A 17,322-nucleotide genomic window follows, 5' to 3' on the forward strand; every position below is an offset into this window, starting at 1 on the left:
GTGCAGGTACCCCACGCCTGTGGAAGTGGTCAGGCGAGTCTCCGAGAGGCGGGGTCCTTCGCGCCAATGGCCAGAGCGCATTGACACCCGGGTCTGACCTCGGCCGGGAGGAGCTGCAGGGCGACCACCCGAGGTCGCGGTCTGCTTGGGGGCTCGAACTCCCGGCCAAGGGTTCTAGGTGGCGACGTGGTCGCCGAGGTTCGTGGTGACGGTGTGCCCGTGGATCGCGATGACGACGCCCTCGAGGACGCACCCGTAGCGGGCGTAGCGGAGGACGTCACCGACGCGGATCCCGTCGGCGTCGTCGACGTCGTAGGTGCGGGGTGTGGTGGTGTCGATCCAGGCGGCCGCGGCGCGTGCTTCGTCGGCGAGCATCTGCGCGTGGAGCGAGTCGGGTCGGCCGCTGAGGATGTCGGCGAGCTGGATGAGTCCGGCGCGGTCACGGTCGTCGCGGAGCCGGCCAATGTTGCGGCGATTGATGGCGACGTAGTCGTGTCCGAGCCCGTGGGTAGGCTCCACGGCAGCCCTCCTATCGATGCAAGTCGATGGTGGGGTCAGGTCCCGGTGTGGCGTTGGCGCGCCTGCCGGGACCGTCTAGATGTGACGGCGAAGGCCCCGTGAGTGGTGATGCTCGGCGGGGCCTTCGGTGTTCGTGAGAACTGTCTAACCATGAATGTAGGGGCGGCAAACGGGATCCGTGCAACTCACGTCTTCAGGCCGGCGTGTCGCCGTTCCCGCTTGTATGCCGCCATGCCCTCGACGCAGGCCTGGCAGCGGCATCCGTTCATGTACGGACCGGGCCTGCCGTGCGGAGCCTCGCGCTCGCTCTGAGTCTTCGAGAGGTGGCAGTCATGGCATAGCACCTGGCACTTGACGAGTTCAGCGAGACGGACGTTTTCTGACGAGGTCCAGATGTCACTGATCTCCCTGCTCTTGGCGAGCGGGTCGACGTGGTCGACCTCGAGGTCGTCGGTTCCTCCGCACTCGACGCATCGGCCGCCCTGCGACGCGATCCAACGGTCGCGGAGTTGCTTCCGCCTCCGCTGGACGTACTCGCGGTTGTAGTGCCGGCGGCACTTGCCCCGCACGCTCGCGACCGCCTCGCACCCCTCGACCTCACACATCGTTGCTCCGGCCTCCAGCGGCTTCGTCTGCGGCTTTGAGCGCTCGGATGCGTTGCTGGTTGATCGGGTCGTTCTTGAGCCTCTGACGCCACCAGGCGAGGAGGGTCTTGAGTTCGACGACGCGGACGCGTTGGCCGTTGCGGATCTCCCAAGTCATCTCCATGCCATTGAGCCGCCAATGGCGGATCGTGCGGCGTGCTCGGCCGACGCGCTTCGCGGCCTCTCGGTACGTCAGGGTTGCCATGATCGCGGAGCCCTGGCGGCCTCGACATCACCGCCTACGTGCCCGAGTTGAGCTCTCCTGCAACCTTGGCGAAGTAGCGACGTGCGGCCCGTTCGGTCTTCTCGATGAGATCGATCGGCAATGCAGGACCCGACGCGTGATCGATCGCTTTGTCGAGCCGCTCCTCGATGTCCTGGATTATTTCGTCTATTTCTCGAAGATACGCATGCCTCTCTTCCGTTGCGGTCGCCAGCATCGCGAGGGCGGGCAGGCGCGTGTCGAAGTAACGTCCGGCCGCTCTCACGATTGCAGCCGTCTTCTCGAGCTTCCTTTCTGATTGCACCCGCGCGAGCTCGAGATCGCAGATATCTACGAGGATCTGCAGCTTGAGCGCTCGCGCGGACAGCAAAGTCACCCGCATCTCCGCAACTAGCCTGCGATAGAGCCGCTTCGCTCGTACTGCCGGGGACCACGGGCTCCCCAGCAGATCCGGTATAGCCAGAGCGAGGAGGTTCAGCGTTACAGGCCCGAGAGGCGCTAGCGCGACGAGAGCCACGGCATTCACAAGGGCGAGCGCCGCGGCGATGGCGACGGACAGCGAGACGCTGTTCATGCGCAAGTTCGGATCCGCGATCAAGAAGCCGAGAGCCGCCATGAACGTCAGGACCATCGACACCCATGAGACAGCTATCCACATGCCGCGTCGATAGTTCTGTCGCGTGCTCAATTTGCCGTCTTCTCGACTGAGGCGGCGGGCCAATACCCTCACCTCGATCACCAAGGCAAGAGCCAGCACGGGAATGATCTGCGCGACTACAGACCAGAACGGGATCATCTCCCTGAAAGTGGACGGCACCGTCGCAGAATATCGGCGAAGTAGAAAGCCTCATGCGCCAGCCTCTACCTCGCCGCACACTCGGCAGGCTCTCGAGAGCATTGGCACTCCCCTGACTCCGTCGAGCCAGTCGATCTGCACGCCCCGTGCCCCGCACGTCTCGCAGAGCTCGAGCGGTGCGGCGGTGACGACGGACGGGCCGCCCTGCCGCCGGCGTGCTCGTCGGATGAGTCCGAAGAGACGCTCCTCGAGCTCGCTTAGGTCGGGCCAGGCGAGGAGGTGCTCGACGACTGCGGCGAGCCACTCGTTCGCGGCGTAGGCCCACTGCCGCGCAAGCTCGGCGTCGCCAGGCACCGCAGCGGGGAAGATCGGCGCTTCGACGCCGAGGTGGCTCGCAGCGGCGACAAGGTAGGCGCGCAGCGCGTCCCAGATGGCTCGGTTGTCCCGTGCGCCGGGTCCATCAGCAACGGGCACGTTGTCGATGTACCCGCCGCCGGAGACGCGGATCTGATCTGTGCGGGACGCCTTCAGCCGGACGGGCGCCAGGATGCCGCTGTCCGAGTAGTCGATCACGTGAGGGATCTGGTCGACGTGCCAGAGGTATCGCGCGACCCACTCGCGGTATCCCGCTTCGGGGTCGATCGCGTCGAGAGGGATAGCGCTCATGCCGCGCGTCCCATTACGTTTCGGGTATGCAGATCATTAAGCCGGACATCCCGGGCATGGGCTCGAACCTTCCGATCGTCACCGAGTTCATCGAGCAGATCAATCGGACTGCGAAGGACAGCAGCGGCGACGGCGCGATCGCGGCGGTGATCGAGGCGGCAATCGTGGCGATCGCTGCCCTGGAGGGTCGGCAGAACGCGATCGTTCGTCACCTCGGCGGCCATTTCGGCGACGCGGACGGCAACCCCCTCTGATCGAAGGTGGGTGCGTTCGAACACCCCTGATCTCGCCCTCATCGCTGAGCCTCCTCGTCTGCTCGTCGTGCTGCATGGCAGTCCGCGCAGGTGACGGCCTTCCAGATCTTGGTGGTGTCCTTGTTCTTGCGACCGCAGTAGGCGCGGCCGGTGGTCTCGTTGAGCCCCGTGCCGGCGGCGTGGGTGTCGGCTGTGGGCATCAGAGCGGCACCACCCGGTACAGCTCGTCGAAGGCAACCGGCATCCTGGTGCGGACGCCGCACGCGACGCACTCGACGAGTCCCGTTCCGCAGAAGCCGATGTCCGTCATGATTCGCGCGAGCTGCAGGTGCGCCGTGCACAGCTGAAGGCTGACGCCGCAGCATCGGGCGGAGATGCTCCAGGAAGCGGCGGCATCACACTGGGCTCGTGAGCACCCGATCTCCTCGTCCAGTCGCGACTCCATGTCGCGCAGGACGTCATCATCGTGAATGCCGAACCGGGTGACTTCTGCCCGCTCCGCCGGCGATAGTGTCTGACGCATGGATTCTGGGTGGGCGGCGATCCTCGGCGCCGTAATCGGACTGATCGGTTCGACCCTGGCGGGAGTGATTGCCCCTACGATCACCCGCCGCCGCGAGGCCGCCTCTGCGGAAGCGGCGGCGCTCCGATCTAGGAGGGCCGCAGTCATCCGGGAACTCGTCGCCTCATATGCGGAGTCGTACGAGGACGAGGGTGGCAGCAGCGGGCTGCTGGCGCGCCGCGAGACCGCGCTGACGGACCTCGCTCTGATAATCAGCTCGGAAGAGACTCCAGTACTCGAAGCTGCTGAAAGCGCGGGGTCATTGGTGTCCGGTGTCACTTCGGACCTTTCTGCGACCGCATTCGTCGAGATCTCGCGTCTGCTGCCGAGCTGGCACCGAGGCGAGATCACACCTCTCCAGCTGCAGGCACGGTTCGAGCGAGTGGTCGAGGCTGCGCGCCCAGCCGAGGACTGAGTCACGACCGCCCCCGGTGACCCTCGGCGGTGCACTGGCACGCGACCTCGTCGATCTCGACGCCGCGCTCGACGTGCGCGGAGCCGATGCATGCGCCGTGCTTCCCCTCGCGGCAGTCCCGGCAGATGACTGGGTCGACGTCGAAACCGTGCGCCGCCTGATCGGCATCCGCGGCCGCGCGGTCCTCGGCCAGCATCCGGCGCGCGTCCTCTGAGGCCGCCAGCAGATCGAGACCGAGCCGCTCGGCCGCGGCGAGGTCGAGGACCGTGCGCCGCTTGCGCGCGATCGGGGTCCGCAGTTCCACCTGGTAGTCGTCGGTGACCTCGACGTCCGCGACGACGACCATCATGTCGATCGTGACGCTCATCACTGCTCCTCGATGTTCAGCGCGGCGCGGACCTGCGCGCGTAGACCGTTCCGTGCGTTCATGTCGGCGATCGCGCTCGGCGAGGTGACGTTGCGTCCCTCGTCGTGCTTCCACGCCTTCGCGCCGAGCTCGAGCGCCTTCAGGTGGTTCGCGGTGCGCAGCTCCGCGGTGAGGTCGTCGATCGCTTCGACCTGGGTGCGACGCGGGCGGCTCGCGCCGGATCCGCCGCTCGGGGGTGTGGTGGGGGTGGCCATAGTGGTGTGTCCTTCCAGGGGTCAGAGGGTGGGTTCCCACGGCCAGATCTGGCCGCGGACGAACTTCGGTGGGAATGGGCGGGCGTCGCGGTCTCCGCGCCAGCGGACGAGCGAGTACTTCGCCCGGGCGCCGACGTCGGTCTTGTCGCGTTGGATGCCGAGACCGAACTCGGGCCAGCCGAGGAGCGCGGAGGATCCGCGGGGACGGAGGTTGCGGACGCCTTGCTTCGACGTCTCGTGGCCGGCGTGCGCTTCGATGAGCATCGCGACGTCGCGTTCCCGGATGCTGTCCAGGGCGGAGAGGACCGGGGCGGCGTCGTCGTCGCTCTTCATCCCGGGTGCGAGGCGGTACAGCGGGCCGATGACGACGAGGTCCGGCTTCACCTCGTCGATGCGCCGGTGAATGTCGCCGAGGACCGCGGCCTGGGTGATGTCGGACTTCGGGAGGAACTCGACGAACACGTGCTCGCGCGGATCCCGGACGCCCCGGTTCGCGGCCTCGTCGGCCATGCGACGAATCGCGCGCCGCCACTGCCGCTCAGAGTTCTCGACGTCGACGACGAGGGAACGGATCGGCGGGACCTCGGTGAACTCGAACGGGTGGATGCCGGCGGCCGTGAGGACCGCGAGTTGACGGAGCATGACGGACTTGCCGACGCCCTCCCCCGCGGTGAGCATGAGCCGGTCTCGGCGCTCCAGGACGTTCGGGATCACCCACTCGTAGACGTCCTCCTCCTGCGGCACCGATAGGACGTCGCCGAGGGTGCGGGCGGGCTGCGCTCCGCCGGAGTCGCGGTCGCGAATCTCGATCAGCTCGGTGATCGCATTCGCCATGGCGACGCCCGGCTCGGCCGCGCCGACGAGCGACGTTCCGACTCGCTCGATCGACCGGGCGATGGACCGTTCCCGGACGAGGCGGGCGTAGTAGGGCGCGTTCGTCGCCGTCGGGACATCCGACGCCCACCCGGACAGGTGGGTGAGGTCCACACCTCGCACGTCCCAGTCCGTCAGGTGGTCGTAGACCGTGACGACGTCGATCGGTTCCCGCTCCGCCGACATCCGGCAGATGCCCGCGTAGATCGAGCCGAGGCGGAGGTCCTCGAAGTCGCGCGGGGTGACCTCGGCCTGTACGTCGCGGAGTACTTCGGGTTTCTCCATGACCGCGCCCAGCACGTACCTTTCGGCTAGCTGCGCGGTGGTGAGCACGTCAGCCACGAGGCCGCCCTGCCGTGATCGCGAGCCGCGCGCGCCCGACACGCTCGAGCGCTGCGAGAGCGGCGTCATCGCGGTCGAGCTTGTTCCCGTGCTCGTCCTCGGGGTCGAGGGCGACGTTGAGGATGCGGGCGACGTTGTCCCGGACGTGCGCCGGCAGCAGGTACGCCGTCGACTCACGCCGGTGGAGACGCACCGCCTCGAGGGCGACATCGAGGTCCAGGTCGTCGAGAAGCTTCTGCCACGCGACGATCGAGTTCTCGTCGATCCTGCGGTTGTCGAGAAGCTGGATCTCCGACAGCAGCACGCTCGTCTGCGCCAGGTTCACGATGCACGCTCCGCGGCATCGGCGCTCTCCTGAAGTCGGCGGCCGAGGTCCACGACGGAGGCCGCGCGGCGACCGGACGACTGGCCGGCCTCACGCTTCGCCTGAAGGACGAGCGTCGAGAACTTCTCCCGCAGCTTCGGCATCGACCGGATGTTCGCGGCCCAGAACTCGTGCGCCGTCGCCCACGCGATCATCCACTCGACTTGCGCGGCCGTGTAGCCGTCGAGGCGCATGAGGCGATCGCACGCCGCCCACCACGTTTGCCCGACCGTCCCGACCTTGTGGCCGTTCGCGCGGACCGCCTCGGCGAGTACTTCGCTGAGCCGCCGCACATCAGCGGAGTACGGCGCGCGGGCGTCGCCTGCGACGACCGTTCCTGTCAGATCGTGTTCTTCAGGATGGTGTTCTTGGAGATGGTCTTCTTTAGTCGGTGATCCTCCGCTGTCGGCTGAGCCGCTGTCGGCTGAACCGTCGTCGGAGAATCGACCGGTGTCCGATTTCCGGACAGCGGGGTCGGCGAGGCGATACTCGACCTCCCCGAACTGCCCACGGTCGCCGCGGCCCTGTTCGACGACGAGGTATCCCGCGTCGCGCAGCTCGTCGATCGCGGCACGGATCGCGTGGCGACCTTCGGTGCCGTTCTTCACGAGGCCCTCGACCGAAAGCCGCCATCCGATCCGGTGCGACAGGATCTCGGTCAGAAGCCCGCGCGCCCGGCGCGACAGCGATTCGTCCCGAGCCCACTCGTTCGGGACCTGCGTGAACCGGCCCTCGAAGGCCAGCTCTCCTCGCAGAATGCCCATCAGTTGATCCCTTCCACTTCCACTGCTCGACCACTTGCGGTGAGCAGAAACCATCGGCCTGCGCCGTCCCGGACACGCAACAGCGCCGGGGAGAACTCGGGCGTCGTCGCGAGCCTGCGGATCGCGAGCCCGAAGTCGTACGCCCACTCCGGGTCTTCAGTGACTCGCCCGTGGCATCCGGTCGTGCCGGTGCCGCAGAGAACGAGTCCGTTCGGGTAGCTGTTGTCGCCGGCGCGGCGGCCCTTCCGGTGGTGGATGGACCAGCCGCCGGCGAGCATCGAGCCGCGGAGCTGGAACGACAGCGGCCGCCGGCAGTAGAAGCACCGCTGCGCCTCACGGGTGAAGAACAGGTGCCGGACCTGCTTCGGGGTGAACTCGGCGCCCATCAGGCAGCCCGTCCCGCGGTCAGCCGCGTGTGCTCGGGGCAGAAGTCTCCGGACCGTCCGAGGGTCCAGCCGTCCGTGTTGCTCGCGCTCGTCTGCTCCGGGCACTTGACCCAGCCGCCGAGCTTCGCGACCTTCGCGTCGCACAAGATCACGCGCATCACTGCCTCCCCGCGTCGCGGTAGACGAGCTCGACCTGCTTGCCGATCGTCTGCACCCGGGAGGTGTAGTCCTTAAGCAGATTCCCGATCCGACGGGCGTACTCGAAAGCGATGACCGTCCGGTCGTACTCGTCCTGCTCGTCGACGCACCCGAGGGTGACCTTCGCGGCGAGCTGCGCGGCGGGCAGCGCACGGTGCTCCCACCGCAGCTGCGCCTTCCGCCGACCCAGCGCCGTGGATGCCGCGCGCTTCAACTCCTCCGCGCGAGCGATGACCACGACCATCCGAGCAGCGTGGTGCGACACCGTCGCGAGCTCACCGATCACCCAGTCCGGGGAGCGCAGCGCACGGTCGGCCGGATCCGGCTCGGCCACCTGCTGCGCCGCATCCGTGTTCGCCCGGATCGACTCGACGTTGACGAGCGTCCCGTCGGGCCACGTCAGGACCTCGTTGTCGACCGCTTGGAGATCGCTCATGCCGCCACCGCCGTCCCGGCGAGCCACTCCGCGAGCGGTGCGACACGGAGGCCGAGCGTCGCGGCGACGTTCACCTCGAGGCGCGCGCCGCCCGACGTCTCCCAGCCAGCGAGCAGCGCGACGGCGTCACAGCGAATGAGCTGCGCGAGGCCGGCACGAAGCCACCCGTGGTAGTCACCCGGGGTCGGGTTCTCGTTGGTTGACGAATCCTCGACATCGAAGCCCAGGCCAGCCAGCGCCTCGGCCGCGTCACGGAACGCCGGGTAGTTGAACTCGGGCAGGCCGGTCATCGGGCCGGCGACGTAGATGCGCGTCATCGCCAGACGCTCGCGATCTCGCCCGGGTCCCGCTCAGGGACGATCACGCCACCGGACTCCGACCGCATGATGAGGTAGATCTGCCCATTCGCGCCGGGCACGACCTCGGTCACCGTGTACGGCACATCGCCGAAATGCGTGACGTCGCCCGGCTTCACCTCACGTGCACGGACCGAGGTCAGGGTGCGAGTCGAGGCGCTCACGCGTTCATCTCCGCTTCGACCTCGGCGACACACACGTCGCACAGCGGACCGTCGTGCTCGCCGGTCTCCCCGCACCGCTCGCACTGCGTCATCTCGACGGGAGCGGCATCGCCCGGCTCCGTGGGGCTCGCTGCCGCGTCCGCAGCGTCGTCGTGGGTGAATAGGTCACGCTGCGCCGAGCGGGTGCCAGGCGTCAGCGAGGCGTCCGCGCGCGGCCGCGGCTCCGGGTCGACCGACGGCGGGTTCGCCTGGTCCATCTCCTCCGCGGAGTACAGCCCGGACAGGTCCTGTGGGAATGCCTTCCGAAGCGCCAGCATCTCCGCGACCTTCGCGAGCATCACGTCCGGCATCTGCGCCCACATCGCCGAGACCGTCTTGTTGCCGGTCTTCTTGCGGTTCGGGTACTCACCAGCCCACTCGTCGTCCATCACGACGTACGAGTCCCAGCGCGCCACCGCGTACAGCGGCTGCTCGAACCCGCGGCGAAGCACGCCCACGCGAGCCGCCTTCGGGTAGCCCTCCTGCAGCCATACGTCGACCCAGGTCAGACCGTCAGCGGTCCACTGCACCGGCGTCTGCCCGGCGTACTGCCCCGAGCGCTGCGCGACGAGACGGGCCCCGTCGATGCTGATCTGGATGCCCCAGTTCGCGCCGCGCTTGATCGCGTAGATCTGCTTCGCGATCGGGTCGAGCCCGGTCCGATGACAGTGCGCCAGGAACGCGACGACCGTCGGACGGGGCGCCGGCTCGGGGGCCTTGCCCGACTTCCGGATGACGAGACCCGCCGCCTCGAGCAGCGCCTTCTCATCGTCCGACCAGAGGTTCGGATCCGCCGTGGTGGGCAGGGTCGCGAGTTCGCTCACAGCCACGCCTCCCCCGGCTTGAAGATCTCGCCGACGACGAGCGCGTCCAACTCGGTCTCACCGCGAGGCCCGTCGAACAGACGGGCCGTGGCGATCGCGTTCTGGAACGCCGCGAACACGGCATCCCCGCGCTCCATCTCGACGACGTGATAACCCGCGTCCTCGAGGTGGATCACGACGTGGTCGGTGATCCCGAGCGTCGACATCTCCACCTCGGACTCGTGCTCGTCGATGTAGAAGTCAGCCCGCGCGTACCCCTCGAGCTGCAGCGCGTTGTCGCCGTAGACGCCCTTCGCCGTCTTGATGTCGCCGAGGAACACCCGCTCCGGGAACAGCGGCGTCCGGAACACCAGGTCGAAGGTCCCGCCGTATGGCTCGGCCAGGTTGCACACCGGGCGCTCGACGGCGAGGGGCTCGACCTGCCACTCGTTCAGGAACCGGACGTAGTGGTCGACCTTCTTCGCGACCTCGTCGGGGATGCCGTCGACGCGCTCACCGTGGACGAGTCGCTGCCCGAAGTTGTGCACCGCGGTGCCCTTCACGGCGGCGGTGTTCCGCACCTTCTCGTGAGCCTTCGCGACCGTCGCGATGAACTCGGAGTAGGGCGCGGCCGCGAGCTCATCCTTCTTGTCCCACGCCATCTGCGCGGCCTGGGATGCCGCCCAGTTGATGAGCGCCGGCTTCGGCATTCCGAGGGACAGCGCCTTCGTGACGGAGATGATCTTCTGCCCGTCGAGCAGGTAGCCGTGGTTGCGGCCGTAGTTGCGGCGACGGAAGCGACCGGCGCTGACACCGGCGAGGGTAGAAGCTGCGGTGGCCATCAGTCGTCGACCTCGGGCAGGTCGAGCGCGTTCTCGCCGGTGCGCTTCTTGTAGGCCGCGTCGCGTACCTTCAGCACGGAGGCCTCGGCCTTCTCCTCGCGGATCGGCTCGATGTGCTTGATCTTCACGACGGGGTAGCGGTCGCCGGTCAGTTCCTTGTGCACGATGTCGTCGACCTCGAACGTGACGACCGCCGTGACCTGCTTCGACGGGTCGGCCATGAGCTCCTCTTCGAGGCCGAAGAAACCGTTCGACTGCTCGGCGGGGACTCCGTTCTTGAAGGTGGTGGGCTTGGTGTCGGTCATGCGAGGATTCCTTCCATCACGGGCCACGCGACCTTCGCGTGAGCCTCTGTCTGCGCGACCGAGTAGTCGGCGCGTAGTCCAAGGGCGACGGCGCCGGCATGAGCCAGCGCGACGGCGTCGCCGACGTTGTGGTCCGGGACGTTCGCGTCCGGGACGAGGAGGCGCACGGCGTTCAGCACGAACGCTTTCGCCTGAGCAGCGGTCTCGTTCTTCCGACGGCGGACTCCGCGGCCGGATCCGAGTACTGCGCGACTCTGCGGGTCGACGAGCACGACCTCGCCTCGAGCGCAGAGCTGGTCGATGAGCATCCAGCGCAGACCGGACCGCTCGTCCGCCTTGCCGCTGAACTTCCCACCGGGCGCAGGGCCCTCGATGACGGCGAGGTCGAACCGCTCGGGGACGAGCGCGAGGATCTCGCGGAGCATCTGCCGGATCCGGCGACGCTCCCCCAGCACCGAGTCGTCCGTCGGCTGGGAGGCGCGAGCGCGCCACGTCTCCCAGTGCAGAGCCGCGACCTGACCGGACTCGCCGACTCCGAGGTCGACGCGGGCGCAGCCGGAGACGGTGAGGGATGTGTCGAAGCCGAGGACGATCACGACAACACCGCCAGGCCGAGGACGAGCACGGCCAACGTCACGATCGCGGCGAACGCGGTAGCCGTCGAGAGAGCGAAGTCGAGCGCGTTCATGCCCACCGCCGCCCCACCGTCGCGGAGTGCGGACCGTCGTGCGCCGGCGGCAGCGTGCAGTGACGACCCTCTGGTCCAGCAGCCGAGCACTCCGTGATGACGTACCGGCGGCCGCGAGCGGGCGGGATCGACACGACCTCGCCGTGACGACCGACCTGCATGTGCCCCGCGGGGAGGTGGCCGGAGTCGGGCAGCTCGACCTCGACGGACTCGGCGTCGAGGTCGAGGCCGACAACGGCGCGCAGCCAGTCGAGGCCCCAGCTCGTGTACTGCGCCGCGAGGTACGCAACGACGAGCTCGGGGAACGCGACGCGCAGCTTCTCGCGGTTCACCTCGTCGGCGGCGGATGCGGTGGCGAGCAGCCGGTTCACGAAGTGGCCGCCGTCGACGCCGCGGTTGTGGTCGCCGAGGTAATGCAGGACGTGGCGAGCGGTCCAGACATTGATCTCGATGCGCGGCAGCGTCGCCGCGACGGTCTGAAGGTGGCTCATCGGTCCTGCTCCTGGGACGTAGAACCCGCCGGGTGAGCGACGAGGGGGGAGGTCGTCGCGGCGATGGGGGAAACGGTGTCCCCGGCGGGAGGCGTGCGTCGCGGCCAGAGCAGCGCGACGAAAGTGATGGGGCCGGCCATGACGACCAGGTCGGCGGAGTTGACGCCAGGCGTGAGCATCGGCTCGACGCAAAGAACGGTGGCGGTCGCGACGGCGACGGCAGCCGCGGCACGGCGCGCGCTCATGCGGCGGCCTCGTGCTCGACAACCTCGGTCGCCTCAGCGATCGCCTTCTCGGTCTCGATGCGGAGCTTCGCCTCGAGGTAGACCTCGGCCGCAGCCTCGATCGCCTCCTCGCGAGTCGGGCGGGTCACGACGCCACCGCCATCGCGGCCGGTGCGCTGACGAGCGCGCTGACCTCGATGCCGAGAAACGTCGCGATCTTCGCGACCTCGTCGACCTCGAAGGAACGCTCTCCACGCAGACGTGCGTAGACGGCGTTCTTGCCGATGCCGAGGACGGGGATGAGTACTTCGCCCGGGAGGTTGTGGCGGGCCAGTTCGGCCCTCACAGCACCTGCCACGCGGAGCGAGAAGGGGGTGAGTTCGCTTGCCATGCGGGAGACGGTACCGATATCCGTACTTAACCACAACCGAAATCGGTACTTATTGCCCAAAGTACCGAAATTGGGTAGCGTCTCCCCCGTGACCAACCGCACCTTCAACTGGCGTGTGATCGAACAGATCGAGAAGCTCATCGACGAAAGTGGACTCACCCGCGCAGAGGTGATCACCCGCTCCGGACTCCGTCGCAACACCTTCTTCGTGAAGATGCGCGGAGAGACCGCCCTAACCACCGACGACATCGCGAAGCTCGCCGCTGCTCTCGGCGTCGAGCCGGAGGTAATCTTCACGCGCGCCGCCGCAGAGGGCACGGCGCCGGTCACGCAGCTGCGTCCGCGAGGCGATGTCGGAGCCTCGCGTCAGGATCTCCCTGCCGCTGCCCGTCAGGCCGACCCGGACCGCGGCGAGGACCAATGACACCTGACCGACAGATTCATGACGCCCTCAACGCGCTGGGCGTGCGCATAGAGCACGTCCGCGACCTACCTGCCGATCGCGACGGCGAGTACGTTCACGAGCGGCGCCTGATCCGGCTTCGCGCCGGCATGGCGAGGCGACTCCACCGGTCTGTGCTCGCTCACGAGTGCGCGCACGCGATCTTCGCGGACGAGCCGAGCATGTTCGGGCCGGTGAACGCGAAGCAAGAGCGGCGCGCGGACGAGTGGGCAGCGCTTCGACTGATCCGGCACGAGGACTACGCCGCGGCTGAAGCCATCCACCATGGCCACGCCGGTGCGATCGCTCACGACCTCGACGTCGTGCGGAGCATCATCGAGGCGTACCAGCGCGTGCTGCTCCGGGTCGGGGACACGGTCTACGTGCAGCCGAAGATGGGCGCCGGGATGTGGACGCACCGAGAGGACGTCGCATGACCGCCTGCGCGGCTGTGTGCGCCTCGCTGCCGTGCGTTGTGGGCTGGGTGGTGTGACAGATGGCCGGACGCCCTCTCGCGCGCCTCAGCCGTCGTCGCGCGGTCCTGTACCTGCGGCAGTCGACGTATCGGGAAGAGTCGATCTCGCTCGAGCTGCAGGAGTCCGCCGGACGGGAGTACTGCGCACGGCAGGGATACGACGTCATCGCGGTGGAAGCCGACCCGGGGATCTCCGGTCGGACGTGGCAGCGCCCCGCGGTGCAGCGCGTGATGGGAATGATCGACGACGGATCCGCCGACGTCGTGGTCCTCTGGCGGTGGTCGCGCCTCTCGCGATCGCGGAAGGACTGGGCGCTCGCGGCCGACCGAGCCGACCTCGCCGGAGGGAGCATCGAGTCCGCGACCGAGCCGAACGACGCGACCGCCGCGGGACGCTTCGCTCGAGGTGTGATGACCGAGCTCGCCGCGTTCGAGTCCGAGCGCATCGGCGAGCAGTGGAAAGAGACACACGATCGGCGGCGTCGCCTCGGCCTCCCGTCAGATGGTGGCGAGCGGTACGGCTACGAGAAGCGCGATGGCTGGTACCACCCGCACCCGACGCACGCGCCGATCCTCGCCGAGATGTACCGGCGGTACCTCCGCGGCGAGGGCTTCACCCGGATCGTGAAGTGGCTCAACGAGTCCGGGCACACCACCCGCCGAGGCGGCACCTGGTCGCGCGTCACCCTCACTCACCTGCTCGACGCTGGGTTCGGGGCCGGCAAGATCATCCAGCGCCCCGCGTCGCAAGGGAAGCGGGACTGGCGGATCAGCGAGGCGACCTTCCACGCCGGGGCGCAGACGCCCGTCATCACCGAGGCAGGGTGGGAGGCGTACGTCGCGCTCCGGATGGACGCGCCGAAGCCGGCATCCGTCGTCGAACCGAAGTACGTCCTCACCGGGCTCATCGTGTGCGGTGACTGCGGCGCACCGATGCACGTCGGGAACCAGGGACTCAAGGACTACAAGTGCTCCCGCGCGAGCCAGTTCCGCGACGTCCCCGGGATGTACATGACCCGGGCTCTCGTCGAGCAGCGAGTCCGCGAATGGGTGGAGGAGATCGCGAGCGACATCGACGGGGCGATGGAACGCCTCGCGAAGCAGCGGCAGCGGCAGGTCGTGCAGCTCGACAACATCGGCACCCTCGACCGGAAGATCGCCGACCTCACCGACCGGATGGGACGCATCACCGTCCGCTGGTCATCCGGAGACCTGCCCGAGGCGGCCTACGCGGCATCCATACAGCAGCTCGACGCCGACCTCGCAGCACTCAAGGACCGACGTCGACGCGCGGCGCCGGTCCCCCGCGTCGAGATCGACCCGCAGCGCGTGGCCGCGGATCTCGCCAGCGACTGGGCGGACCTGACCGTCATCGAACGCCGAAACATGCTCCGAGCGCTCATCCACGAGGTGCGGATCGTGAAGCCCGTCCGGCAAGGCACAGGGGTGTGGCGCGACCGAGTCGTGATCACCCCGACCTGGGCGGCTTCTATCGGTTGACGCACACGCATGGGAGGCATGCACCGACCGAGCACCCGTCGGAGCCACGGGCCCGGGGCCCCCAGCGCCTAAGCGTCAGTTACGCGGCCTCCGGCCCTTCACGCACTTCCGACACATCGCCGCGAGCGAAGTCTCGCCGCTGTTGTAGCTTCAGCATCTCGAGGCCCACCTCCGTTAGGGACCAGTAGACGGCTTTGTCCGCAACTGGGTGTCGCCGTTTCGAGGGTTCGATCAGACCGAGCATCACGAAGTTGCTCAGCATGGCGTTCCGGGTATTGATCGGGATGGCGATCGCCTTCTCGCGACCAGGCTCATCTTCCGAGACACCCTCACGGGTGGTGTTCACCCTGATGATGTCGTCGATGTGCTCACTGGAGGACTCTGCGACCATGTTTGGAGCAAGTAGCCGGAACAGCACCGAGTAGGTGATCGGGTCTGCCGCGATCCAATCCCCCCCTGAGGAGAACCGTGCCGAGTACTCCCACTCGTTCTTCATCATCTGAGCCCAAAGCTCTGTCAGCTCATGCGCTGCTTCACGCTCAGCAGTCTTTTCGAGTGAGGAGATCTTCCTACGCAGCTCGGCATTCTCGGAACTAAGGCGTGATATCTCGGCTGTCACCTCGGGCCCGAGCGCCGAAGAAGCTTTGACCCACCCCACGCGCGGCTGCGACGCCATGGCTTTTACGAGCGCGACATTCGCCTTGCCATACAGATCGTCAGCGTTGCTCCAGAACCCCACTGGTTTAGATTTCACTAGGGCGCGAAATTCGTCCAGCAAGGCGACCGCCTCCGGATCCTTCTCATACCGATCGCCAGGCCAGGAAGCCTCGGGGTCAAGCACAAATCCGATCGTCGGAATGCCCTGCTCGACTGCGTACTCGTACTCTTTCCGGGTGAAACTGATGTCACCTTCCCGTGAACCGTAACGATGCGCCAGGATCACCACGTAGTAGTCACTCTCTCGGATATGACGGGCGATGATCTGCCACTGCGCTTCGTCTGCGGCACTGAACATCTCCATGCCGACGGGAATATGGCCAAGCTCGAGAATGCCTTGGATCACTCGGTCTCGCTCAACCTTGAGGTCCTCGTAGGTCGAGCTGACGAAGATTTGATACTTGACGGCCATGTTTCCCCCAGACGATGCGCTTCGGGCCGAATCTATAGGACAACTCGGACACGGGCGTGGTCGCTTGGGTCATACCGGTTCGCGCACGACGACGTGGAAGCGGACTCTCGCCACCTCGGGGAAGCATGCCGCGATCAGGATGCGACTTCTCCTCCGCTAGCCTGACGCCATGTCTCTTGCCCTCTTCTGGAGCTACGCGCACGCCGACAATGTGGGCGACCGCGGAAGACTCCTAGCACTCGCCCAGCACATCCGGCTTGAGTTTTCTTTGACCCAGGGCACCGACGTCGAGCTCTTCGTCGATGAAGACAACTTGCGCTGGGGGGACCTCTGGCGAGAACGAATCGAGGAAGCGCTGGATTCAAGCACCTTCCTCGTGCCCGTACTCACGCCGCGCTACTTCCAGCGAGCCGAGTGCCGTCGGGAGCTGATGGACTTCTATGGTCAGGCTCAAAGTAGGGGCCTGACCAAGTTGATCATGCCGATTCTCTACACGCATGTGCCAGGCCTCGAGGAAACCAGCCCGGACGAATTGCTCGCCCTCAGTTCTCGGATCCAGTACTTCGACTGGACATCTCTTCGTCTGGCAGACCCTGACTCCGAGCCCTACCGCAGAGCCGTCAGTGACGTAGTCGGGATGCTGAGTCAACGACGGGAAGAGATGAGGCAAGCCGAGGCGGAGATGTCGGAGGCCGCCATGCAATTGGCGGAGCCTGCCGAGTGGGGCGTGGCCGAAGCGTTATCGGAAATCGATAGTCGGATCGCAGCCTGGATGGACGCGATCGAGGACGACCCGGTGCTTCGGGCTCAGACGCAGGCCCTCCAAGTGGCGTATCAGGAGCGCATGAGTCGCTCCAAGCCTGGACAGAGACTCGCCATCGAAATCCGAATGGTGACGGAAACCCTGCCGCTGGACTACCGCGAACTCGAAAATGCAAAGTCGTACAGCGCGCTCACCATCGAAATGCATCCGTTCGTGATTGCCGCGCTACGCGCGGCGCGCGACGTCCCGGACGTACTACCAGCGTTGGGAACTCTGATTGACGGGGTTCGATTGGCGCAGCCGCAGATCGCTAAATATATGACGCCGGGGGTCAGGTGGAATCACGACCATTGGCAAACTCGCCGCCATCTCGGTGCTAAGTTCCGCGAGCTCGCCGAGCTCGCTCTGGAGATCAAACGCTTCAAAGAGGAAGGCAATCGCTTAGTCCAGACCTGGTGTGACGAACTCGTTGCTCTCGGAGTTCGGTTGGATCAGTAGATCCAAGGCGAAGATTGAGTACTATCCGTTCGCGCAACACGACGTGCGTTCAGATCCCGGTTCCTCTCCTCGGGATCGATCGCTCGGCAATAGGGTGCTCTCATGTACTCGCGGCCTTGGGCTTGGTTCTGGACATGCGTGATCGGCCT

At 67.0% G+C, this 17,322-nt stretch carries 32 protein-coding genes; 6 read left to right on the plus strand and 26 right to left on the minus strand.

Going from position 1 to position 17,322, the window contains the following annotated elements; all coding sequences use genetic code 11:
- Window positions 1-174: 174 nt before the first annotated feature.
- From QE428_RS13205 to QE428_RS13225, 5 genes are all read right to left on the minus strand, one after another.
- A complete protein-coding gene (locus tag QE428_RS13205; protein WP_307470085.1) occupies window positions 175-519 on the minus strand; it encodes a hypothetical protein in 345 nt (114 codons plus the stop codon).
- 185 nt (window positions 520-704) lie between these two features.
- On the minus strand, window positions 705-1,124 hold the full coding sequence (locus QE428_RS13210) for an HNH endonuclease (RefSeq protein ID WP_307470088.1): 420 nt from the start codon (window positions 1,122-1,124) through the stop codon (window positions 705-707).
- Window positions 1,117-1,368, minus strand: coding sequence for a hypothetical protein (locus QE428_RS13215; RefSeq protein ID WP_307470090.1), 252 nt, complete (start codon window positions 1,366-1,368; stop codon window positions 1,117-1,119). The genes QE428_RS13210 and QE428_RS13215 overlap by 8 nt, the downstream gene beginning before the upstream one ends.
- 34 nt (window positions 1,369-1,402) lie before the next feature.
- Window positions 1,403-2,203 (minus strand): hypothetical protein, encoded by an 801-nt coding sequence (locus QE428_RS13220; RefSeq protein ID WP_307470094.1) that lies wholly within the window; start codon window positions 2,201-2,203, stop codon window positions 1,403-1,405.
- Window positions 2,204-2,233: 30 nt separating this feature from the next.
- Complete coding sequence (locus QE428_RS13225) at window positions 2,234-2,848, minus strand: hypothetical protein (RefSeq protein ID WP_307470096.1); 615 nt, start codon at window positions 2,846-2,848, stop codon at window positions 2,234-2,236.
- A gap of 26 nt (window positions 2,849-2,874) precedes the next feature.
- Between QE428_RS13225 and QE428_RS13230 the strand changes: the two genes are divergently transcribed.
- Complete coding sequence (locus tag QE428_RS13230) at window positions 2,875-3,102, plus strand: hypothetical protein (RefSeq protein ID WP_307470099.1); 228 nt, start codon at window positions 2,875-2,877, stop codon at window positions 3,100-3,102.
- 38 nt (window positions 3,103-3,140) lie between these two features.
- Here the strand turns inward: QE428_RS13230 and QE428_RS13235 are convergent, their stop codons facing one another.
- Together QE428_RS13235 and QE428_RS13240 are read right to left on the minus strand one after the other, a co-directional pair.
- The gene (locus QE428_RS13235) at window positions 3,141-3,302 is read right to left on the minus strand and encodes a hypothetical protein (protein WP_307470102.1); all 162 of its coding nucleotides are present in this window, start codon (window positions 3,300-3,302) and stop codon (window positions 3,141-3,143) included.
- The gene (locus QE428_RS13240; protein WP_307470105.1) at window positions 3,302-3,625 is read right to left on the minus strand and encodes a hypothetical protein; all 324 of its coding nucleotides are present in this window, start codon (window positions 3,623-3,625) and stop codon (window positions 3,302-3,304) included. The genes QE428_RS13235 and QE428_RS13240 overlap by 1 nt, the downstream gene beginning before the upstream one ends.
- On the opposite strand from QE428_RS13240, the gene QE428_RS13245 reads away from it, so the two are divergent.
- Window positions 3,624-4,079 carry a hypothetical protein gene (locus tag QE428_RS13245; RefSeq protein ID WP_307470107.1) on the plus strand — a complete coding sequence of 152 codons (456 nt, stop codon included), beginning with the start codon at window positions 3,624-3,626 and terminating at the stop codon, window positions 4,077-4,079. The genes QE428_RS13240 and QE428_RS13245 overlap by 2 nt on opposite strands.
- A 1-nt stretch (window position 4,080) precedes the next feature.
- Here QE428_RS13245 and QE428_RS13250 read toward each other — a convergent pair whose 3' ends face one another.
- The 18 genes from QE428_RS13250 to QE428_RS13335 all read right to left on the minus strand — a co-directional run bounded on the left by QE428_RS13250 (window position 4,081) and on the right by QE428_RS13335 (window position 12,366).
- Entirely contained in the window at window positions 4,081-4,446 is a 366-nt protein-coding gene (locus tag QE428_RS13250; RefSeq protein WP_307470110.1) for a hypothetical protein, read from the minus strand.
- Complete coding sequence (locus tag QE428_RS13255) at window positions 4,446-4,700, minus strand: hypothetical protein (protein WP_307470113.1); 255 nt, start codon at window positions 4,698-4,700, stop codon at window positions 4,446-4,448. Before QE428_RS13255 ends, QE428_RS13250 begins: the two co-directional genes overlap by 1 nt.
- A 21-nt stretch (window positions 4,701-4,721) precedes the next feature.
- Window positions 4,722-5,915, minus strand: coding sequence for an AAA family ATPase (locus QE428_RS13260; RefSeq protein ID WP_307470116.1), 1,194 nt, complete (start codon window positions 5,913-5,915; stop codon window positions 4,722-4,724).
- Complete coding sequence (locus QE428_RS13265; protein ID WP_307470119.1) at window positions 5,908-6,240, minus strand: hypothetical protein; 333 nt, start codon at window positions 6,238-6,240, stop codon at window positions 5,908-5,910. The genes QE428_RS13260 and QE428_RS13265 overlap by 8 nt, the downstream gene beginning before the upstream one ends.
- Entirely contained in the window at window positions 6,237-7,043 is an 807-nt protein-coding gene (locus tag QE428_RS13270) for a hypothetical protein (protein ID WP_307470122.1), read from the minus strand. Before QE428_RS13270 ends, QE428_RS13265 begins: the two co-directional genes overlap by 4 nt.
- Window positions 7,043-7,429, minus strand: a complete 387-nt coding sequence (locus tag QE428_RS13275; protein WP_307470124.1) for a hypothetical protein — start codon at window positions 7,427-7,429, stop codon at window positions 7,043-7,045. The genes QE428_RS13270 and QE428_RS13275 overlap by 1 nt, the downstream gene beginning before the upstream one ends.
- Entirely contained in the window at window positions 7,429-7,587 is a 159-nt protein-coding gene (locus tag QE428_RS13280) for a hypothetical protein (RefSeq protein ID WP_307470129.1), read from the minus strand. The genes QE428_RS13275 and QE428_RS13280 overlap by 1 nt, the downstream gene beginning before the upstream one ends.
- Window positions 7,587-8,063 (minus strand): hypothetical protein, encoded by a 477-nt coding sequence (locus tag QE428_RS13285; protein ID WP_307470132.1) that lies wholly within the window; start codon window positions 8,061-8,063, stop codon window positions 7,587-7,589. Before QE428_RS13285 ends, QE428_RS13280 begins: the two co-directional genes overlap by 1 nt.
- On the minus strand, window positions 8,060-8,380 hold the full coding sequence (locus QE428_RS13290) for a DUF4406 domain-containing protein (RefSeq protein ID WP_307470135.1): 321 nt from the start codon (window positions 8,378-8,380) through the stop codon (window positions 8,060-8,062). Before QE428_RS13290 ends, QE428_RS13285 begins: the two co-directional genes overlap by 4 nt.
- Complete coding sequence (locus QE428_RS13295; RefSeq protein ID WP_307470138.1) at window positions 8,377-8,583, minus strand: hypothetical protein; 207 nt, start codon at window positions 8,581-8,583, stop codon at window positions 8,377-8,379. The genes QE428_RS13290 and QE428_RS13295 overlap by 4 nt, the downstream gene beginning before the upstream one ends.
- Complete coding sequence (gene bet / locus QE428_RS13300) at window positions 8,580-9,446, minus strand: phage recombination protein Bet (protein ID WP_307470141.1); 867 nt, start codon at window positions 9,444-9,446, stop codon at window positions 8,580-8,582. Before bet ends, QE428_RS13295 begins: the two co-directional genes overlap by 4 nt.
- A complete protein-coding gene (locus tag QE428_RS13305) occupies window positions 9,443-10,267 on the minus strand; it encodes a hypothetical protein (protein WP_307470144.1) in 825 nt (274 codons plus the stop codon). Before QE428_RS13305 ends, bet begins: the two co-directional genes overlap by 4 nt.
- Window positions 10,267-10,572: a hypothetical protein gene (locus QE428_RS13310; RefSeq protein WP_307470147.1), complete on the minus strand. Its 306-nt coding sequence runs from the start codon at window positions 10,570-10,572 to the stop codon at window positions 10,267-10,269. Before QE428_RS13310 ends, QE428_RS13305 begins: the two co-directional genes overlap by 1 nt.
- A complete protein-coding gene (locus QE428_RS13315; protein ID WP_307470151.1) occupies window positions 10,569-11,168 on the minus strand; it encodes a hypothetical protein in 600 nt (199 codons plus the stop codon). Before QE428_RS13315 ends, QE428_RS13310 begins: the two co-directional genes overlap by 4 nt.
- 88 nt (window positions 11,169-11,256) lie before the next feature.
- Window positions 11,257-11,751 (minus strand): hypothetical protein, encoded by a 495-nt coding sequence (locus QE428_RS13320; RefSeq protein ID WP_307470155.1) that lies wholly within the window; start codon window positions 11,749-11,751, stop codon window positions 11,257-11,259.
- Window positions 11,748-11,996 carry a hypothetical protein gene (locus QE428_RS13325; RefSeq protein ID WP_307470159.1) on the minus strand — a complete coding sequence of 83 codons (249 nt, stop codon included), beginning with the start codon at window positions 11,994-11,996 and terminating at the stop codon, window positions 11,748-11,750. The genes QE428_RS13320 and QE428_RS13325 overlap by 4 nt, the downstream gene beginning before the upstream one ends.
- Entirely contained in the window at window positions 11,993-12,124 is a 132-nt protein-coding gene (locus QE428_RS13330) for a hypothetical protein (RefSeq protein ID WP_307470162.1), read from the minus strand. Before QE428_RS13330 ends, QE428_RS13325 begins: the two co-directional genes overlap by 4 nt.
- The gene (locus QE428_RS13335) at window positions 12,121-12,366 is read right to left on the minus strand and encodes a hypothetical protein (RefSeq protein WP_307470166.1); all 246 of its coding nucleotides are present in this window, start codon (window positions 12,364-12,366) and stop codon (window positions 12,121-12,123) included. The genes QE428_RS13330 and QE428_RS13335 overlap by 4 nt, the downstream gene beginning before the upstream one ends.
- Before the next feature lie 88 nt (window positions 12,367-12,454).
- Here QE428_RS13335 and QE428_RS13340 point away from each other — a divergent pair, with 88 nt between their 5' ends.
- From QE428_RS13340 to QE428_RS13350, 3 genes are read left to right on the plus strand one after another with little or no spacing between them, the layout of a single operon-like run.
- Window positions 12,455-12,790 (plus strand): helix-turn-helix transcriptional regulator, encoded by a 336-nt coding sequence (locus tag QE428_RS13340; RefSeq protein ID WP_307470169.1) that lies wholly within the window; start codon window positions 12,455-12,457, stop codon window positions 12,788-12,790.
- On the plus strand, window positions 12,787-13,245 hold the full coding sequence (locus QE428_RS13345) for an ImmA/IrrE family metallo-endopeptidase (RefSeq protein WP_307470171.1): 459 nt from the start codon (window positions 12,787-12,789) through the stop codon (window positions 13,243-13,245). The genes QE428_RS13340 and QE428_RS13345 overlap by 4 nt, the downstream gene beginning before the upstream one ends.
- A 59-nt stretch (window positions 13,246-13,304) precedes the next feature.
- Window positions 13,305-14,783: a recombinase family protein gene (locus QE428_RS13350; RefSeq protein ID WP_307470176.1), complete on the plus strand. Its 1,479-nt coding sequence runs from the start codon at window positions 13,305-13,307 to the stop codon at window positions 14,781-14,783.
- A gap of 79 nt (window positions 14,784-14,862) precedes the next feature.
- On the opposite strand, the gene QE428_RS13355 is transcribed toward QE428_RS13350, so the two are convergent.
- Window positions 14,863-15,912, minus strand: coding sequence for a DUF4062 domain-containing protein (locus tag QE428_RS13355; protein WP_307470177.1), 1,050 nt, complete (start codon window positions 15,910-15,912; stop codon window positions 14,863-14,865).
- Window positions 15,913-16,081: 169 nt separating this feature from the next.
- On the opposite strand from QE428_RS13355, the gene QE428_RS13360 reads away from it, so the two are divergent.
- Window positions 16,082-17,173, plus strand: a complete 1,092-nt coding sequence (locus QE428_RS13360) for a toll/interleukin-1 receptor domain-containing protein (protein WP_307470180.1) — start codon at window positions 16,082-16,084, stop codon at window positions 17,171-17,173.
- Window positions 17,174-17,322: the final 149 nt, after the last annotated feature.

The sequence above is a fragment of the Microbacterium sp. SORGH_AS_0505 genome (assembly GCF_030818715.1).
Classification (GTDB): Bacteria; Actinomycetota; Actinomycetes; order Actinomycetales; family Microbacteriaceae; genus Microbacterium.

Coding starts and splice junctions, on each gene's coding strand:
- QE428_RS13230 (WP_307470099.1), top strand. CDS start 2,875: ATGCAGATCATTAAGCCGGACATCCCGGGCATGGGCTCGAACCTTCCG.
- QE428_RS13275 (WP_307470124.1), bottom strand. CDS start 7,429: ATGGGCGCCGAGTTCACCCCGAAGCAGGTCCGGCACCTGTTCTTCACC.
- QE428_RS13285 (WP_307470132.1), bottom strand. CDS start 8,063: ATGAGCGATCTCCAAGCGGTCGACAACGAGGTCCTGACGTGGCCCGAC.
- QE428_RS13240 (WP_307470105.1), bottom strand. CDS start 3,625: ATGCGTCAGACACTATCGCCGGCGGAGCGGGCAGAAGTCACCCGGTTC.
- QE428_RS13215 (WP_307470090.1), bottom strand. CDS start 1,368: ATGGCAACCCTGACGTACCGAGAGGCCGCGAAGCGCGTCGGCCGAGCA.
- QE428_RS13255 (WP_307470113.1), bottom strand. CDS start 4,700: ATGGCCACCCCCACCACACCCCCGAGCGGCGGATCCGGCGCGAGCCGC.
- QE428_RS13235 (WP_307470102.1), bottom strand. CDS start 3,302: ATGCCCACAGCCGACACCCACGCCGCCGGCACGGGGCTCAACGAGACC.
- QE428_RS13270 (WP_307470122.1), bottom strand. CDS start 7,043: ATGGGCATTCTGCGAGGAGAGCTGGCCTTCGAGGGCCGGTTCACGCAG.
- QE428_RS13355 (WP_307470177.1), bottom strand. CDS start 15,912: ATGGCCGTCAAGTATCAAATCTTCGTCAGCTCGACCTACGAGGACCTC.
- QE428_RS13280 (WP_307470129.1), bottom strand. CDS start 7,587: ATGCGCGTGATCTTGTGCGACGCGAAGGTCGCGAAGCTCGGCGGCTGG.
- QE428_RS13290 (WP_307470135.1), bottom strand. CDS start 8,380: ATGACGCGCATCTACGTCGCCGGCCCGATGACCGGCCTGCCCGAGTTC.
- QE428_RS13350 (WP_307470176.1), top strand. CDS start 13,305: ATGGCCGGACGCCCTCTCGCGCGCCTCAGCCGTCGTCGCGCGGTCCTG.
- QE428_RS13245 (WP_307470107.1), top strand. CDS start 3,624: ATGGATTCTGGGTGGGCGGCGATCCTCGGCGCCGTAATCGGACTGATC.
- QE428_RS13250 (WP_307470110.1), bottom strand. CDS start 4,446: ATGAGCGTCACGATCGACATGATGGTCGTCGTCGCGGACGTCGAGGTC.
- QE428_RS13305 (WP_307470144.1), bottom strand. CDS start 10,267: ATGGCCACCGCAGCTTCTACCCTCGCCGGTGTCAGCGCCGGTCGCTTC.
- QE428_RS13320 (WP_307470155.1), bottom strand. CDS start 11,751: ATGAGCCACCTTCAGACCGTCGCGGCGACGCTGCCGCGCATCGAGATC.
- QE428_RS13310 (WP_307470147.1), bottom strand. CDS start 10,572: ATGACCGACACCAAGCCCACCACCTTCAAGAACGGAGTCCCCGCCGAG.
- QE428_RS13335 (WP_307470166.1), bottom strand. CDS start 12,366: ATGGCAAGCGAACTCACCCCCTTCTCGCTCCGCGTGGCAGGTGCTGTG.
- QE428_RS13345 (WP_307470171.1), top strand. CDS start 12,787: ATGACACCTGACCGACAGATTCATGACGCCCTCAACGCGCTGGGCGTG.
- QE428_RS13210 (WP_307470088.1), bottom strand. CDS start 1,124: ATGTGTGAGGTCGAGGGGTGCGAGGCGGTCGCGAGCGTGCGGGGCAAG.
- QE428_RS13325 (WP_307470159.1), bottom strand. CDS start 11,996: ATGAGCGCGCGCCGTGCCGCGGCTGCCGTCGCCGTCGCGACCGCCACC.
- QE428_RS13225 (WP_307470096.1), bottom strand. CDS start 2,848: ATGAGCGCTATCCCTCTCGACGCGATCGACCCCGAAGCGGGATACCGC.
- QE428_RS13360 (WP_307470180.1), top strand. CDS start 16,082: ATGTCTCTTGCCCTCTTCTGGAGCTACGCGCACGCCGACAATGTGGGC.